This window comes from Streptomyces acidiscabies (assembly GCF_020010905.1).
Lineage (GTDB): Bacteria > Actinomycetota > Actinomycetes > Streptomycetales > Streptomycetaceae > Streptomyces > Streptomyces acidiscabies.
Genome location: NZ_JAGJBY010000002.1, coordinates 494,213 through 510,018, shown reverse-complemented (window position 1 = coordinate 510,018; position 15,806 = coordinate 494,213). Strand labels below are relative to the sequence as shown.

Genomic DNA, 15,806 nt, shown 5'->3' with positions numbered 1-15,806 from the left:
CCGCGCGCCGACAGGAGGAGGCCGGCCATGACACGCGCCACACAGACCCCCACAGCCGAAGCCGAGGCACCCGAAGCCGAGCCCACAGCCGGCACCCGGCCTCCGGCGACGCCGGCCGCATTCCCCGCACCCGCCGAACCTCAGCCCCTAGCCAAGGCCCCGGCGCCCGGCGCGCAGCCTCCAGCCGACGCCCCGATCCCGGCGCAGGCCACACCCGAACCCCCCACCCCCCTGAAACGCCTCATCCCCGCCTGCCTGACCACCCTCTCCGCAGCCCTGTGGAAAGCGACAGCCCTGGAGCTAGCGATCCTCGCCGGTCACCTCCTCCTCTACCCCACCGGCATCACGCAGGAGCGCGCGACCCCGGCCCCCACCACCCCCGACGACAAGGCGACCCGACTGCCCGCCCCACCCCGCCCCCCGGTCGTCCTCCTGCACGGCTTCATCGACAACCGCTCCGTCTTCGTCCTCCTCCGCCGAGCCCTCGCAGAGCACGGCACCCGCACCCTCACCTCGCTCAACTACTCCCCCCTGACCTGCGACATCCGCACGGCGGCGGAGTTGCTGGCCCGGCACATAGAGGACGTCTGCGAGCGCACGGGCAGCCGGCAGGTGGACGTGGTCGGGCACAGCCTCGGCGGTCTGATCGCCCGTTACTACGTGCAGCGCCTCGGCGGCGACACCCGGGTCCGCACGCTGGTCACGCTCGGCACCCCGCACGGGGGCACGCGCGCGGTCCCGCTGGCGAACGCGCACCCGATCGTGCGCCAGATGCGCCCCGGCTCACCGGTGATGGAGGAGCTGGAGCGTCCCGCGCCGGGCTGCCGGACGCGTTTCGTGAGTTTCTGGAGCGACATGGACCAGGTGATGGACCCGCCGGAGACAGCGTGCGTCGACCACCCCGACCTGCTGGCCGAGAACATACGGGTCACCGGCATCGGCCACCTCGCCCTGCCGGTGCACCCGGCCGTGGCGGCGGGCATACGCGAGGCCCTGGACGCGAACCTCCCGCACCAGGCGGCGTCCGACACGCGGCGAAACGGCTTGACGGTCGCCTGAGCCACCCGCCCGAGACGGCCCGAGCCCCCACTCGCCTCGAACACCCGTCGAACACATCCCCAAACCCGCGCCCGCCCTCCCCCGAAACACGGCCGAATGCCCGTTTCCCGCAAGGGGGAAACCTGACGAAGATTGTCGTGCCCGCATACTGCCGGGTACAGTCACCGCACTGCTCTGGCAGCCCCTGTTGTCGAGGCGAAAGAGAAGTTGGTGAACGATCGTCACCCGTCGGGGACCATGACCACCCCCCCGACCCCGGCCTCCGAAGCCGGCCCGGCGCACTCGGCGTCGTACGGCACCCAGGAGGCCACGTACGACGACGTCACCTCCTCTTACACCGGCTACGACACCGGCACGTACGCGACGGGCGGTTACGACACCGGCGCGTGGCAGACGGCGACGGGCAGTCACCAGAACCTGAACTACGACCCGTACGCGGCCCAGCACCACGCCGCGTACGACACGGGCGCGTACGACACGACGGGCTGGCAGGCCGACTACCAGCAGCTGTCCGCGATCCCCGCGCAGGCCCCGGCGCAGGACGACGGCACGGGTCAGTGGGACGCGCGGACCTGGCTCCCCCCTGAACAGACGGGCGGGACCACCGACCAGACCCAGCAGTGGGAGTGGGGGACGCAGAGTTTCGACACGGGCGCGTACGACGCGACGGAGTGGAACTCGGCGAGCGCCCCGGACGTTCACGAGACAAGCGGCGACGGATACGACACCGCCGACGCCGTGTACGACAGCCCCGACAGCCCCGGCCTCCCTTTCGACCAGCAGCCGACCACTACGTTCGAGGCGACGCCCCACGCCGAGACCGAGACCGGTGAACTCCCCGTCCTCCTGGACGGCCAGGAGGAGACGGCCCCCTACGGCGCCGACCACCACACCCCCACCCCCCGCCCCGGAGGCCGCGCAGCGACCCGCGCGGCCCGCCGCAAGCCCCCCGCGAAGCGCTCCGCCCTGCTGACCATCGCCGTCCCCTCGGCCTGCGTGATGAGCGTCGCCGGTATCGCCGCCGCCTCGGTCGGCACGTTCAGCGACGACGCCAAGGAGACGACCGCCTCGTCCGTGGAGACGAAGTCGGTCAAGCCGTCCGCAGCGAACAACAAGCTGGACACCCAGCTGGCGAGCCTGAGCGCGGAGGCCGACGCGTTCGCCGACCGCGCGAGCCGTACGCAGGAGCGCATCGACCTCAAGGCGCAGCAGGAGACCGAGCGGAAGAAGGCGGCGGCGGAGGCGGCACGCCTGGAGCGGCTGCGCCCCAAGTACGCGCTGCCGGTCGCCCAGCACGGCCTGAGCGCGTACTACGGCCAGTCCGGCATCAACTGGATGTCGATGCACACCGGCATCGACTTCCCCGTGGCGTACGGCACGACGGTCATGGCCGTGACCGACGGCACGGTCCGCACGCAGTGGAACAGCGCCTACGGCAACATGCTGATCCTGACGGCGAAGGACGGCACGGAGACCTGGTACTGCCACCTCTCCAGCTACCGCGTCGCGTCGGGTACGACGGTCAAGGCGGGCGACCCGATCGCGTACTCCGGCAACTCCGGCAACTCCACGGGCCCGCACCTGCACCTGGAGGTCCGGCCGAACGGCGGCTCGTCGATCGACCCCCTGCCGTGGCTGCGCAGCCACGGGCTGGACCCGACGTAAGCCCCGTCCCACACGCCGCGAGCCCCCACCGCTGTCCCTGGTGGGGGCTCGTTCACGTTCGCCTGCGTACCTTCAGAGCTTCTCGACCGGCGCGTACCGCAGCAGCAACCGCTTCGGCTTCCCCTCGCCGAAGTCGATCGTCGCCTCGGCCTTCACCCCCGCACCCGCCACACCGACGACGGTCCCGAGGCCGAACTGGTCGTGCGTCACCCGGTCCCCGACGGCCAGCGCGATAGCGGGCTTCTCCTCCGCCCCCCGCCGCGTGGCGAACCCGGAAGCCCCCTTCGCCGAGGACCGGGACGACGACAGCGACGACGCGACGGCGGAAGACGGCGCGGCCGGCGCCCCCGTCCGCTTCCAGTCGACGTACGTCCCCGGAATCTCCTCCAGGAACCGCGACGGCGGGTTGTACGAGGGCTGCCCCCACGCACTGCGCAGCGTGGACCGCGTCAGGTACAGCCGCTCACGCGCACGCGTGATCCCGACGTACGCGAGCCGCCGCTCCTCCTCCAGCTCCTTGACCTGCCCGAGGGCGCGCATGTGCGGGAAGACCCCGTCCTCCATGCCGGTGAGGAAGACGACGGGGAACTCCAGCCCCTTGGCGGTGTGCAGGGTCATCAGCGTGATGACCCCCGACCCGTCGTCGTCCTCGTCCGGAATCTGGTCGGAGTCGGCGACGAGCGCGACGCGCTCCAGGAAGTCGGAGAGCCCGCGAGGAGCCGCCTCTTCACCCTCTGCGGCCTCCCCCGTCTCCTGCTCGAACTCCAGGGCCACGGAGGCGAGTTCCTGGAGGTTCTCGATGCGGGTCTCGTCCTGGGGGTCGGTGGAGTTCTGCAACTCGGCGAGGTAGCCGGTGCGTTCGAGTATGGCCTCCAGGACCGTGGCGGGTCCGGCGCCGGACTCGACGACCGTACGGAGGTCGTCCATCAGCTCGTTGAACCGCTTGACGGCGTTCGCGGAGCGCGCGGCCATGCCGTACGCCTCGTCGACGCGCTTGAGGGCCTGCGGGAAGCTGATCTTCTCGCGCTGGGAGAGCGCGTCGATCATCGCCTCGGCGCGCTCGCCGATGCCGCGCTTGGGGACGTTGAGGATCCGGCGCAGCGGGACGGAGTCCTCGGGGTTGGCGAGGACGCGGAGGTAGGCCAGGACGTCCCTGACCTCCTTGCGCTCGTAGAAGCGGACGCCGCCGACGACCTTGTAGGGCAGGCCGACCCGGATGAAGATCTCTTCGAAGACGCGGGACTGGGCGTTCGTACGGTAGAAGACCGCGACGTCCCCGGCCTTGGCCGCGCCCTCGTCGGTGAGGCGGTCTATCTCCTCGGCGACGAACTGGGCCTCGTCGTGCTCGGTGTCGGCGACGTAGCCGGTGATGCGGGCGCCCTCGCCCGCGTTGGTCCACAGGTTCTTGGGCCGACGGGACTCGTTGCGCTCGATGACCGCGTTGGCGGCGGTCAGGATCGTCTGCGTGGAGCGGTAGTTCTGCTCCAGCAGGATCGTCGTCGCGTTCGGGTAGTCCTCCTCGAACTGGAGGATGTTGCGGATCGTCGCGCCGCGGAAGGCGTAGATGGACTGGTCGGCGTCGCCCACGACGCAGAGTTCGGCGGGCGGCACGTCCGAGGCTTCCCCCACGAGCGGCGTGATTCCCACGAGTTCCCGTACGAGCGCGTACTGCGCGTGGTTCGTGTCCTGGTACTCGTCGACCATCACGTGCCGGAAGCGCCGCCGGTAGTGCTCGGCGACGTCCGGGAACGCCCGCAGCAGGTTGACGGTCGTCATGATCAGGTCGTCGAAGTCGAGGGCGTTCGCCTCGCGCAGGCGCGACTGGTACAGCGCGTACGCCTGGGCGAGGGTCTTCTCGAAGCCGTCGCCGGCCTGCGCCGCGAAGTCCTCCTCGTCGATCAGCTCGTTCTTGAGGTTGCTGATCTTCGCGCTGAACGCCTTCGGCGGGAACCGCTTGGGGTCGAGGTCGAGGTCCCGGCAGACGAGGGCCATCAGCCGCTTGGAGTCGGCCGCGTCGTAGATCGAGAACGACGAGGTGAAGCCGAGCTTCTTGGACTCGCGGCGCAGGATCCGTACGCACGCGCTGTGGAACGTCATGACCCACATCGCGTTCGCGCGCGGGCCGACGAGCGCCTCGACGCGCTCCTTCATCTCACCGGCGGCCTTGTTGGTGAAGGTGATCGCGAGGATCTGGCCCGGGTGGACGCCCCGCTCGGCGAGGAGGTACGCGATGCGGTGGGTCAGTACGCGGGTCTTGCCGGACCCGGCGCCGGCGACGATGAGCAGGGGCGAGCCGGCGTGGATCACCGCCGCGCGCTGGTTGTCGTTCAGCCCGTCGACGAGGGCCGCCGAGTCCAGCACCGGGCGGGGGGTGCCGCCCCGGTAGTGGGCGTCACGGTCCGGCGGCAGGTCGAACTTCCCGCCGAACAGATCGTCCGGGACCGGCTCCGGACCCTGCTCGTCCTCGGGCGGCGGAGGGGGTTCCTCGGCGTGCCCGCGCGGGGCCTGGAGGTCGGCCAGGAAGCTGTCGTCAAAGAGGCTGCTCATCGCTCTCCGAGTCTAGAGGGCCCCACTGACAACCAGACCCGGTCCCGGCAATCTCCACGCTCACCTTCCGGATCGCCTCTATCACAACCCGTGATGACCTGCGGGGACTTCGACACAGGTCACAAAAACGTATCGGGCAAATCGCCCGCCAACCTTCACAGAAGCCACACGAGTTGGCTACCGTGCCGGTCAGGGCCGCCTGTCCCCACCGGCGAACGTCGCCGGGCCGCGCGGCCTCCGCCGAATCCGGCCCGCCCCCGTGCGCGAGGCAGCCGGAGCCGGGGACCCACCGAGAACTTGGGGTGAATCGGCCGACCTCCGCCGAGGAAGGCCGTAGGGCAACCTTCCGCAGCAGCAAACCGCCCGAACCCTCCCCCGGGGCCCGAAGCCCGGGGGAACCCCCACCGCTAACCCGCTAGGCGGTACAAGGAAGGAGTCGCCTCCATTGGCGTCGCATCAACGCAGGCTCCGCTGGACGGGCATGCGCGCGTCAGGCATCAGCGCCCCCGCCCTCGCCACAGCCGCCATCACGTCCATGGCGATGTTCTCCCAGCCCGCCGAGGCCGCCCCGGACCCGTCCGACGAGGGCAGACCTACCCTGGAGGACGTCGAGGCCAAACTCGACGCCTTCTACAGCAGCCAGTCGGGATCGAAGAAGGACACGGCCGCCAAGGAGAAGGAGACCAAGCGCGCCAAGACCTTCCTCGACACGGCGGCGCGCTACCGCACGCAGGAGGAGCCGGCGCTCCCGCCGCCCCCCGCGCTGCCGCCGCTCCCGTCGTTCCCGCCGTCGGTCTCCCCCGGCCATGACCACGACCGCGCCCACGGCTACGACTTCACGGCCGAACCGGAGAACTTCGCGAGCGCGCCCGCAGGTCACGAGGCCGCGCCGAGAAGCACCGACCGGATTCCGGACTGGTACGACGAGATGCCGCCGGGCCACCCGTCGTTCCCGGAGATCCCCCTCCCGGCGGCGCTCCTGGCCGACACGGAAACAGCCGGCCCCGAAACAGCCGCTCCCGAAACAGACGACCCGGAAATCGATCTCAGCCACGCGAAATCCGTCGTCCAGGGAAAACTGAGCAAAGCGCAAGCCCTACTGTCCTTCCACACCGCCGGACAGCAGAAAGCGACCCCCCGCCGGCCGGAATCCACCCAGATCTCCGCAGAGGCGGAAAGGGCCCTCGCCTTCGCCTACGAACAACTCGGCAAACCGGTCGTCCTAGGCGCGGCGGGCCCCGGCTCCTTCGACGGCCCCGGCCTCACCCAGACCGCCTGGAAATCAGCCGGAGTGAACCTCCCGCGCACGGTGTTCGGCCAGGTCACGGCAGGCAAACCGATCCGCCTCCCGGACGCCCGCCCCGGCGATCTGATCTTCTTCCACGACGCCATCACGCACGTCGGCATCTACACAGGAGAAGGCCGGATGATCCACGCCCCGCGCCCCGGCGCGTACGTGTGCGAGGAATCCATCCACTTCGCGGGAACGTCGGAGATCCACAGCGTGGTACGCCCGGCCTGAACACGTGTAAGCACCGGAAGAACGCCGAAACTCAGGTAAGTCAGCCCCGTATCAGCCACCCCCACCCCTGCGGGCCGGTTCCCCGTACTCGGTCAACCCCGTACCCCGCCCCGCCCTCGAAGGCGGGATCGGTACGCAGATACGGTCAGCCGACAACTCTCTGGAACCACTTCCGCACATCGCGTTACTCAAACGTCACAGTGCGGCCTAGCGTCCTGCCCCAGGTGCCCGGCTCCCCACCGCCGCCCGGGTCAGGGCGGCAGTCGGACACCACCGCCGAGAAAGTCCGGCGGCGTCGCGCTCCCCCTGTGCGGGGCGTCGCCGGACGCGGTCGTACGAAAGGACGTGACAGGTCCACCGTGGCAGCGCACCGCAAGCCCCGTCAGCGCACGAACGTCGCACACACCGCCCGTACCGCAGCGACCCTCGCCCTCGCCGGCGCGGCGACCGCGACGGCCTTCGACGGGACCGGCCACGCCGAGCCCGCGCCGACGGCGGCCCAGGTGAAGGCGAAGGTGGACAAGCTGTACCGGGAGGCCGAGGTGGCCACCGAGCAGTACAACGGCGCCCGGGAGAAGGCGGACACGGCCCAGCGGCGACTCAACTCCCTGCGGGACGAGGCCGCACGGCAGGAGGCGGACCTCAACTCCGAGCGCGACAAGCTGGGTTCACTCGCCGCCGCCCAGTACCGCGACGGCGCCCTCGACCCCGCCGTACAGCTCGCGCTCTCCGGCGACCCGGACCGCTACCTCGACGGCGCCGCCTTCGCAGAACGCGCGGGTGACCGGCAGTCCGCAGCGGTCTCCCGGGTACGGCGCCGGCTCGCCGAGGTCGAGCGGCTGCGCGGCGCCGCGCGCATCGAGCTGGACTCCCTCGCCGCGCGCCGGGCGGAACTGCGCCGGCACAAGGAGACGGTGACGGAGAAGCTGGGTTCGGCGCGGAGTCTGCTGGCCCAACTCCCGGCACAGCAAAGGGAACAGGTCACCGGAACGGCACAGCCCCGCGCCTCCCGAAGCGCACGCGCCGCCCTGCCGGGCCCCTCAGCTCCGGCCCCCAACTCCCGCGCGAGCGCAGCGGTTTCGTACGCCTACGCCAAACTCGGCAGCCCCTACGTCTGGGGCGCCACCGGCCCCGACGCCTTCGACTGCTCCGGCCTGATCCAGGCCGCGTACCGCTCGGCGGGCCTCTCCCTGCCCCGCACGACGTACGCCCAGATCGGCGCGGGCCAGCGCGTCTCCCGCTCCCAACTCCTCCCCGGCGACCTGGTGTTCTTCTACTCCGGCATCAGTCACGTGGGCCTCTACATCGGCAACGGCCAGATGATCCACGCCCCCAACCCCTCGGCCCCGGTCCGCATCGCCCCGATCGACGAGATGCCGTTCGCGGGGGCGACACGGGTGGTGTGAAGCCGAGTTGATCCAAAAGGACCTCACACCAGCAAGGACCTCACACCAGCCGACGAGCCGTGGCCCACCGAGTCAGCTCATGCCGGTTCGACAGCTGCAACTTCCGCAGCACCGCCGACACATGCGACTCCACCGTCTTCACGGAGATGAACAACTGCTTGGCGATCTCCTTGTACGCGTACCCCCGAGCGATCAACCGCAGTACCTCACGCTCGCGTTGGGTCAGCCGGTCCAGATCCTCGTCGACCGGCGGCGCATCCGTGGAGGCGAACGCGTCGAGGACGAAGCCCGCGAGGCGCGGAGAGAAGACCGCGTCGCCCTCCTGGACCCGGAACACCGAGGCGACCAGATCCGTGCCGTTGATGTTCTTCGTGACGTACCCCCGCGCACCGCCCCGGATCACGCCGATGACGTCCTCGGCGGCGTCGGACACGGACAGTGCGAGGAACCGCACCGGTCGCTCCGGATCGGACGCCAAGTCGGCGCAGCGGCGCAGGACTTCGACGCCGCCACCCCCGGGCAGGTGGACGTCGAGGAGGACGACCTCCGGCCGGGTCGCCGTGATGACGGTGACCGCCTGGTCGACGTCCGCCGCCTCCCCCACGACCTCGACACCGGTCTCGTCGGTGCGGCCGATCTCCGCCTGGACCCCCGTACGGAACATCCGGTGGTCGTCGACGAGGACGACCCTCACCCGGCGCTCAGGACCCGTCTCTTCGCTCGTCACGTCTTCTCCGCCCTCTCCATCTCCAGCTCGACTTCGGTGCCGCCGCCGGGCACGGCGCGCAGCCGTGCCGTACCGCCGTTGCGCTCCATGCGCCCGATGATCGACTCCCGTACGCCCATGCGGTCGGCGGGGATCGCGTCGGGGTCGAAGCCGGGGCCCCGGTCACGGACGGACACGAAGACCGTACGTCCCTCGACCTCGGCGTAGACCTGGACGGCCCCGCCCTCGCCACCGTACTTGGCGGCGTTGACCATCGCCTCACGCGCGGCCTGCATCTGTGCGGACGTCCGGTCGTCGAGGGCGCAGTCGCCGACCACGACGACCTCGATGGGGACGCCGTGCTTGTCCTCGACCTCGGCGGCGCTGCGGCGTACCGCGTCGGCGACGGTCGTGGGTTCGTCGGCCTCGTCCTTGCCGGTGCCCTCGGGGTTGTACAGCCAGGTGCGCAGGTCGCGTTCCTGCGCGCGGGCGAGGCGGCGGACCTCGGCGGCGTTCTCGGCGTTGCGCTGGATCAGGGTGAGGGTGTGCAGGACGGAGTCGTGGACGTGCGCGGCGACTTCGGCACGCTCCTGTGCGCGGATGCGCATCAGCCGTTCCTCGGAGAGGTCCTGCGTCATGCGGACGAGGTACGGGCCCGCGAGGAGGGTGATGCCGACGAGCACGGCGAGCGCCGCCTGGAGGACCGAGCCGAGGTGCGCGGCGGAGCCCTGGAGGACGAAGACGCCGGAGACGCCGGCGGCGACGAGGAGGACGCCGCCGAGGGTGCGCACCAGCGTCAGGGTGCGCCGACGGCTGCCGACCTCGACCCAGCGGGCGCGGCGCGCGTTGTCGGCCTGCCGCCAGACCAGCGCGACACCCGCGCCGACCAGCACGATCGGCAGGAAGTACACGCGCGCGCCGCTGCCCACGTCGACGCTGCCGACGAACACCATCGCGAGGACGACCATGAGGAGCAGGGCGAGGATCTGGCCCCGGTCCGGCTTGCGGGCGACCAGTCTGCGGCGGCCGTCGGGCGCGGTCTCCGTCGTGACCAGGGAGGGCGGCGGCTTTCCGCCGACGCCACCGACGCCGAGGGGGACGAAGAACCAGAACGCGGCGTACAGCAGCGCACCCAGCCCCTCGGACATGAACATGCCGACGAACGTCAGCCGGACCCAGATCACGGGCAGCCCGAGATGTCCGGCGAGCCCCCGCGCCACTCCGCCGAGCCAGCGGCCGTCGCTGCTGCGGTAGAGCTTGCGCAGAGGCCGCGGTTCGACGAGGGGTGCGGTTGCGGCGTCCGGCATACGGACGATGGTCACACGGAAAGTCGCCCCCTGACATCAGGGTCCGCCCCCGAGACTCCCCTGATCCCGCCACCCCCGCCTCAGGGCGATATCAGGGTCCGACCAGGGTCGTCCCGACTCCCGCACCTCCCTCGGACCCGCCACCATGGACCCATGGCAGATCACGAACCCGCCGCGAACCCGAGGGGAGCCGCGGCCCCGCCCGGCACCACCGCCGAGAAGCCCGCCCCCCTCGCCCCTCTCGCCTTCCGCCGCGACCGTGATCACAAGCTCATCGCCGGTGTCTGCGCGGGCCTCGGGCGGCAGTGCGACATGGACCCGGTGATCTTCCGGATCACCCTCGCCGTGCTGTCGGCGACGGGCGGCATCGGCCTCATCTTCTACGGCTTCGCCTGGCTGTTCGTCCCGTACGAGGACGACGACGAGAACGAGGTACGCCGGCTGCTGACCGGCCGGGTCGACGGGCAGGCGCTCGCCGCCGTCCTGTTCGCGCTCGTCGGCTGCGGCATCTTCCTGTCGATGCTGCGCAACGGGGACGTCCTGACGTTCGCGGCGGTCCTGTCCCTGCTCCTCGCGGGCGCGGGCTACTGGTCGCGCAACCGCGACACCTCGGACACGGCCCCCCTGACCGCGCAGGCCGCCGCCGACGCCCCGCCGGAGCCGCAGGCCCCGCCGATCACGGCGACGCTGCCGTCCTGGTGGCGCGACCCGATCGTGAAGGACGGCACGCACAACGGGGGCACGGGCTATCTGTGGGGGCCGAGCGAGCCCGCCGACGCCACTCCGCCCGCCTTCTCGTGGCCCAACCTCCACACGCTGCACCGCGGCTTCCAGCACCGCCCACAGCCCCGGCACCACGGGACGGCGGCCCAGCTGAGGCGCGGCCCCCGTCCGATCGGCGGCCGGTTCTTCTTCCTCGCGCTGGCCGCCGGCGCCCTGACCACCGGCCTGACCTGGGACGATCACCCGCTGGGCACGAGCCTCCAGGCGGGCCTGTCGGCGGCCCTGATCATGCTGGGCCTCGGCATCGCCATCAGCTCGTTCCGGGGCCGCACGGGCGCGGGCTCCTTCTTCCTCGCCCTGGTCACGGCGGGCCTGCTCGCCGCGACGACGGCCGTACCGAAGAACATCACGACGCACTGGCGGGACCTGACCTGGAGCCCGGTCACCACCACGCAGCTCCAGAGCTCGTACGACCTCGGCACGGGCAAGGGCACCCTCGACCTGACGGGCCTGGCCCTGCCGAAGGGCTCCACCGCCGCCACCGGGATCACCGTGGGCCTGGGCAAGCTGCGCGTGATCGTCCCGAAGGACGCGACCGTACGGCTCAGCGCCGATGTGGGCCTCGGGGACATCCAACTGCCGGACGACAAGAAGGAGGACGTGGACGTGCAGCCGGGACGCCACCAGGACCTCACCCTCACGCCCCCCGCCGGTACGACCCCGGCCGGCACCCTGGACCTCGACGTCCACGTGGGTCTCGGCCAGCTGGAGGTGTCCCGTGCCGCGTCATGAGTTCCGCCCCGGCCGCCTGTTGGCGGGCCTCTTCTTCGCCCTCGCGGGCGCGGTCTACGCGGGCGACGCGGGGGGTCTGTGGGAGACGCCGTGGATGGCGATGGTCCCGCTGGTCCTGTTCGGCCTGGTGCTGGCGGGGGCGGCGGGCGCGACGGCCCGCGCCGTACGAAAGCGCCGGGCCCGCAAACCCGGCGCTACCGCCTAGAGCCCCCTGGAGTTCCGCCGCCGTTCCTTGAGCAGCGCGTCGACCGACAGCACCGACGCCCCGCCCAGCACGAACGGCAGCCAGGCCATCATGTACGGCAGGTCGTTGCCGTAGTAGTACGGGTCCGAGGCCCAGCTCACCGTCAGCCACAGGCTGAGCGAGATGAGCAGTCCCCCGAGGGCCGCGAGCCGGGTCAGCAGCCCGAGCAACGCGCCGAGCCCGACGGCGAGTTCACCGAGCGCGATGGCGTACCCGAACCCGACGGGGCTCTTCAGCGCCAGGTCGACGAGCGCGGGGATCGCCGAGGAGTCCCGTACGGCCCGCATCGTGTCGCCGAGGGACCCGGCGCCCGAGTCCTTCATGAACGCGCTGTCCGTGAGCTTGTCGAGCCCGGCGTAGACGAACGTCACGCCGAGAAAGATCCGCAGCGGTACGAGCGCGTACCGCGCCGCCAGGTCACGCCAGCCCTGCCCTCCGCCGCCACCGACCGAAGAAGGGTAGGTATCCGTACGCATCCCGTGAGCCATTGCCGTCGCCGCCTCTCGTCCACCACACCGTGAACCCCTCACCAGACGATACGGACGCGGGGTGCCCCCGGCTCACCGTCCGCCGTGACTGACAGCAAAGCGACAGCGGGCGCTATTCGGCCACGTCGATCGCGTACCGCCCGGTCTCCACCCCGGCGGCGGTCACGACCTGCACCTCCACCCGCCCCGGCTCCACCTCGGCGGGCACCGGCACGGTCAGCACGGCGTCGGTCGGATTGCTGAACCCCCCGACGACCGGCACCAGCGGCACGTGCACATGCACGGCCCCGACGCGGACGACCATCCGGGCGAGCCGATCGGCGCTCTGCGCCCCGGGCGGTACGAATCCGGCGCCCCGGATCTCGATGTCGTCACCGGTGCGGATGGGCCCGTCGAGATCCCCGGCCTCCCGGGACCGCACGACGGACAGGATCACCGGCCGCCCGCCCTCGGCGTACTTCCCGGCGAGATAGGTCCCGGCCGACACGAGCACGACCAGCGCCAACCCCCAGGGCAGGTCGGGCAGTTGATCGGGCCGCCGGGCGAGCCGCACACCGGTGAACACGAGGGCGACCCCGCTGATCACGACGTACTGGATGTCGGCGAACGCCCCGCGCCCGGAGTCGTCGGTCAGCAGATCGGCGGCCCGCGGCCGATGCGCCCGCACCTTCTGCAACCGCTGCGCCAGCACCCGCACGCCCACAACTCGCCTGACCAGTACGGCGATTCCGCACACGACGGCGAGGACGGTCACCACGCCCGCACCCCGCGCGAGATCGAGCCCGTCGATCAACGCGTCCCGCTCGGCGGACCCGGACGCGGCAGCCAGCTCCCCCACCAGCACGAGCACCGAGTACGCCACGACCAGCACCCAACTCCCGGCGACCACACGGGAGGTGGAGAGCCGGTTGTCCTCCCCGATGACCGGCGCGAGCGCCCCGCCGCGACCCCGGTGGAACCAGGCGGCGGCGCTCACCGCACACCCCACGACGACCGCCGCGAGCAGACCGGCCGTCCGCGCGCTGCTCCACCCCGCCCCGATCGCCGTGAGCGCCTGCACGAGCAGCAGCACGAGCACGCCCGCCCACACGGAGACGACGGCCCACCGCCACAGCCCGCCGAGCCACGCCTCGCCCTCGGCGCGCCCCCGCTCGGCGACGTCCCCGGCGGACTGGGTCAGCTCCTCCGACACCCACTGCCGGGAGGCGAACGCCGAGTGCGCGACCGCCGCCGGCACCCCCTCGCCCGCCGCGAAGGAGTCCCGCTGCACGAGGAACGCCGCGACGGCCCGCCGGTGCCCTTCCCGGGCCCCGTGCGGACACCCTCCGCACGTGCATCCGCCCGTGTGGACGCCCCCGGCGTCGACACCGGCCCCCTGCCCAGCTTCCCGCACCGCCACGTCCGACGACCGCCTTCCCGCGACCAGAAAGAAACCCCAGGCTGAGCGCCTGGACAGAGAACTCGGACAGAGGACGGGCGGGGGCTGTGAGGCCCCCCGACAACTCCCGTGTACCGAGAGCGAATTGTGCCCTATCGGGACCGTCGCGCGCTGACCTCCCACCCCCTGTTGACCTCCCTGGGACAATTCCCCTATGGCCGAGATCATCCAGCGCGACGGGACCTGGGCCTTCGACGGTACGACGGTCAGGATCACCCCCGGTCTGCACCGCACCGTCCCCCTGTTCCGCCAGACGTACGGCGAGGTCGCGCTCCCCCTGGAAGCGGTCGCGGGCGTCGTCTACGAACCGGAGCGCAGGCGCGGCCGGTTACGGGTCCGCCTGCGCGAGGGCGCCGACCCGCTCCTCCAGGCGACCGGTGGCCGGCTCCCCGAACCCGCCGACCCCTACCGCCTGTTGGTGGACCCGGACAGCGCCGGGACCGCCGAGTTCGTCGCCGAGGAGATCCGCAACGCGCTGCTCCTGGAGCAGATCCCGAAGGACCCGACGGCCGGCTATCTCCTCCCCGGCCCGCCGGTGCCGGTCTCGGTGCGCTCCTCGGACGGCACGGTCTCCTTCGACGGCACCCGCGTCCGCATCGACTGGGCGGACACCTCGGACCGGGTGAAGCGGGCGACGGGGCCGCGCGTGATCGGCGTCGGAGACCTCGTCCGGGTCGAGTGGATGCCCAACTCCGGTTACGACGACGGGTTTCTGAGGTTCGTCACCCGGGACACGGTGTTCTCGAAACTCCCGCCGGAGAAAGACCCGTACACCCTGGACCTGTGGGGCAACACGCGCCGCGACCTGCTCACCGCCCTGGTCGCGACGGCCGTCACGGCGCGCCTCCCGCACCCGTCGACCCGCCCGTCTCGCGAGAACTTCCCATCCCTGCCTCCGCCGTCGGCCGACCACCATGACGTACTCCTGCGCCGCCTGCGGGAGTTGGGGGAGCTGCACCGGGCCGGGGTGCTCACGGACGAGGAGTTCGCGCGGACGAAGACCGTGGTTCTCAGGGGTTTCGGAAGCTAGCTGAGCAGGTCCGGTTCGCTGCGGCTGATGTCCTGCCACAGCGGCTGGTAGTTGATCCACGCGACCAGGTCCCCGCCCAACTGCTCACGCGTGGCGACCGCTTGGCGCCGTTCGATCAGCACGGGACGCCCGGCGGCCTTCGCGGCCAGCTGCACCTGGCTCGACCGCTCCATGGACAGGAACCACCAGGCGGCGGCGTCCACGGAGTCCCCGACGGTCAACAGCCCGTGGTTGCGCAGGACAAGAGCCTTCCGCGAGCCCAACGCCGAGGCGATGCGCCGCCCTTCGTCCGCGTCGACGGTCACCCCGGTGTACGTGTCGTACAGCGCGTGATCCTCGAAGAAGGCGCAGCTCTCCTGCGTGATCGGATCAAGCAGCTCCCCGAGCGCCGCGAGCGCCCTCCCGTACACGGAGTGGCAGTGCGCGACGGCAACGACGTCCGGCCGCGCGGCGTGCACCTGCGCGTGCACGGTGAACGCGGCCTGGTTGACGTGATAACTCCCCTCGACAACTTGCCCCTCGGAGTTAGCCAGCACCAAATCACTCACCGTCACATGCCGAAACGGCATCCCGAACGGATTCACCCAGAAACAGTCACTGAACTCCGGATCCCGAGCGGTGATGTGCCCCGACACCCCGTCCTCGAACCCAAGCCGCCCAAAGACCCGCACGGCCCCAGCAAGCCGCTCCTTGCGGTACCGCCGCTCGTCCTCGGGCGACTCGTGCACCGGCGGCAGAGCGAACCGGAGCCGGTCGGTGGGCAACGGGGAAGGCGGCGTGGGCATCGGTCCTCCAGCGGTGAACTGCGCTACAGGCCCGGAAGTTACCGCCGGTCAGCAGAAAAAGGCAGGGCCACGCAGGAAAGGCGACAGAGGTTGT

General features: G+C 71.3%; 13 protein-coding genes. 7 read left to right on the top strand and 6 right to left on the bottom strand.

The features are described from left to right. Positions 1–27: 27 nt before the first annotated feature. Both J8M50_RS29335 and J8M50_RS29330 read left to right on the top strand, forming a co-directional pair. Positions 28–1,059: an esterase/lipase family protein gene (locus J8M50_RS29335; RefSeq protein ID WP_010351789.1), complete on the top strand. Its 1,032-nt coding sequence runs from the start codon at positions 28–30 to the stop codon at positions 1,057–1,059. 237 nt (positions 1,060–1,296) lie between these two features. Further along, entirely contained in the window at positions 1,297–2,724 is a 1,428-nt protein-coding gene (locus J8M50_RS29330; protein ID WP_010351788.1) for a M23 family metallopeptidase, read from the top strand. A gap of 72 nt (positions 2,725–2,796) precedes the next feature. On the opposite strand, the gene pcrA is transcribed toward J8M50_RS29330, so the two are convergent. Then, positions 2,797–5,271, bottom strand: a complete 2,475-nt coding sequence (gene pcrA, locus J8M50_RS29325) for a DNA helicase PcrA (RefSeq protein ID WP_010351787.1) — start codon at positions 5,269–5,271, stop codon at positions 2,797–2,799. A gap of 481 nt (positions 5,272–5,752) precedes the next feature. Between pcrA and J8M50_RS29320 the strand changes: the two genes are divergently transcribed. Both J8M50_RS29320 and J8M50_RS29315 read left to right on the top strand, forming a co-directional pair. Further along, complete coding sequence (locus tag J8M50_RS29320) at positions 5,753–6,793, top strand: C40 family peptidase (RefSeq protein ID WP_010351786.1); 1,041 nt, start codon at positions 5,753–5,755, stop codon at positions 6,791–6,793. Between the two features lie 359 nt (positions 6,794–7,152). Beyond that, the gene (locus J8M50_RS29315; RefSeq protein ID WP_010351785.1) at positions 7,153–8,199 is read left to right on the top strand and encodes a C40 family peptidase; all 1,047 of its coding nucleotides are present in this window, start codon (positions 7,153–7,155) and stop codon (positions 8,197–8,199) included. 40 nt (positions 8,200–8,239) lie between these two features. Here the strand turns inward: J8M50_RS29315 and J8M50_RS29310 are convergent, their stop codons facing one another. Together J8M50_RS29310 and J8M50_RS29305 are read right to left on the bottom strand one after the other, a co-directional pair. Next, on the bottom strand, positions 8,240–8,926 hold the full coding sequence (locus tag J8M50_RS29310) for a LuxR C-terminal-related transcriptional regulator (RefSeq protein WP_029183585.1): 687 nt from the start codon (positions 8,924–8,926) through the stop codon (positions 8,240–8,242). Further along, the gene (locus J8M50_RS29305; RefSeq protein WP_078841509.1) at positions 8,923–10,212 is read right to left on the bottom strand and encodes an ATP-binding protein; all 1,290 of its coding nucleotides are present in this window, start codon (positions 10,210–10,212) and stop codon (positions 8,923–8,925) included. Before J8M50_RS29305 ends, J8M50_RS29310 begins: the two co-directional genes overlap by 4 nt. 153 nt (positions 10,213–10,365) lie before the next feature. Between J8M50_RS29305 and J8M50_RS29300 the strand changes: the two genes are divergently transcribed. Then, positions 10,366–11,727, top strand: a complete 1,362-nt coding sequence (locus J8M50_RS29300) for a PspC domain-containing protein (RefSeq protein ID WP_010351781.1) — start codon at positions 10,366–10,368, stop codon at positions 11,725–11,727. After that, a complete protein-coding gene (locus tag J8M50_RS29295; protein ID WP_010351780.1) occupies positions 11,714–11,932 on the top strand; it encodes a hypothetical protein in 219 nt (72 codons plus the stop codon). The genes J8M50_RS29300 and J8M50_RS29295 overlap by 14 nt, the downstream gene beginning before the upstream one ends. Here the strand turns inward: J8M50_RS29295 and J8M50_RS29290 are convergent. Both J8M50_RS29290 and J8M50_RS29285 read right to left on the bottom strand, forming a co-directional pair. Then, complete coding sequence (locus J8M50_RS29290; protein ID WP_029183584.1) at positions 11,929–12,447, bottom strand: DoxX family membrane protein; 519 nt, start codon at positions 12,445–12,447, stop codon at positions 11,929–11,931. The genes J8M50_RS29295 and J8M50_RS29290 overlap by 4 nt on opposite strands. Positions 12,448–12,571: 124 nt before the next feature. Continuing rightward, positions 12,572–13,858, bottom strand: a complete 1,287-nt coding sequence (locus J8M50_RS29285) for a hypothetical protein (RefSeq protein WP_010351778.1) — start codon at positions 13,856–13,858, stop codon at positions 12,572–12,574. A gap of 193 nt (positions 13,859–14,051) precedes the next feature. Here J8M50_RS29285 and J8M50_RS29280 point away from each other — a divergent pair, with 193 nt between their 5' ends. Beyond that, entirely contained in the window at positions 14,052–14,927 is an 876-nt protein-coding gene (locus J8M50_RS29280; protein ID WP_010351777.1) for a DUF4429 domain-containing protein, read from the top strand. Here J8M50_RS29280 and J8M50_RS29275 read toward each other — a convergent pair. Then, the gene (locus tag J8M50_RS29275; RefSeq protein WP_010351776.1) at positions 14,924–15,712 is read right to left on the bottom strand and encodes a class II aldolase/adducin family protein; all 789 of its coding nucleotides are present in this window, start codon (positions 15,710–15,712) and stop codon (positions 14,924–14,926) included. The two genes, J8M50_RS29280 and J8M50_RS29275, sit on opposite strands and share 4 nt — an antisense overlap. Positions 15,713–15,806 lie beyond the last annotated feature (94 nt).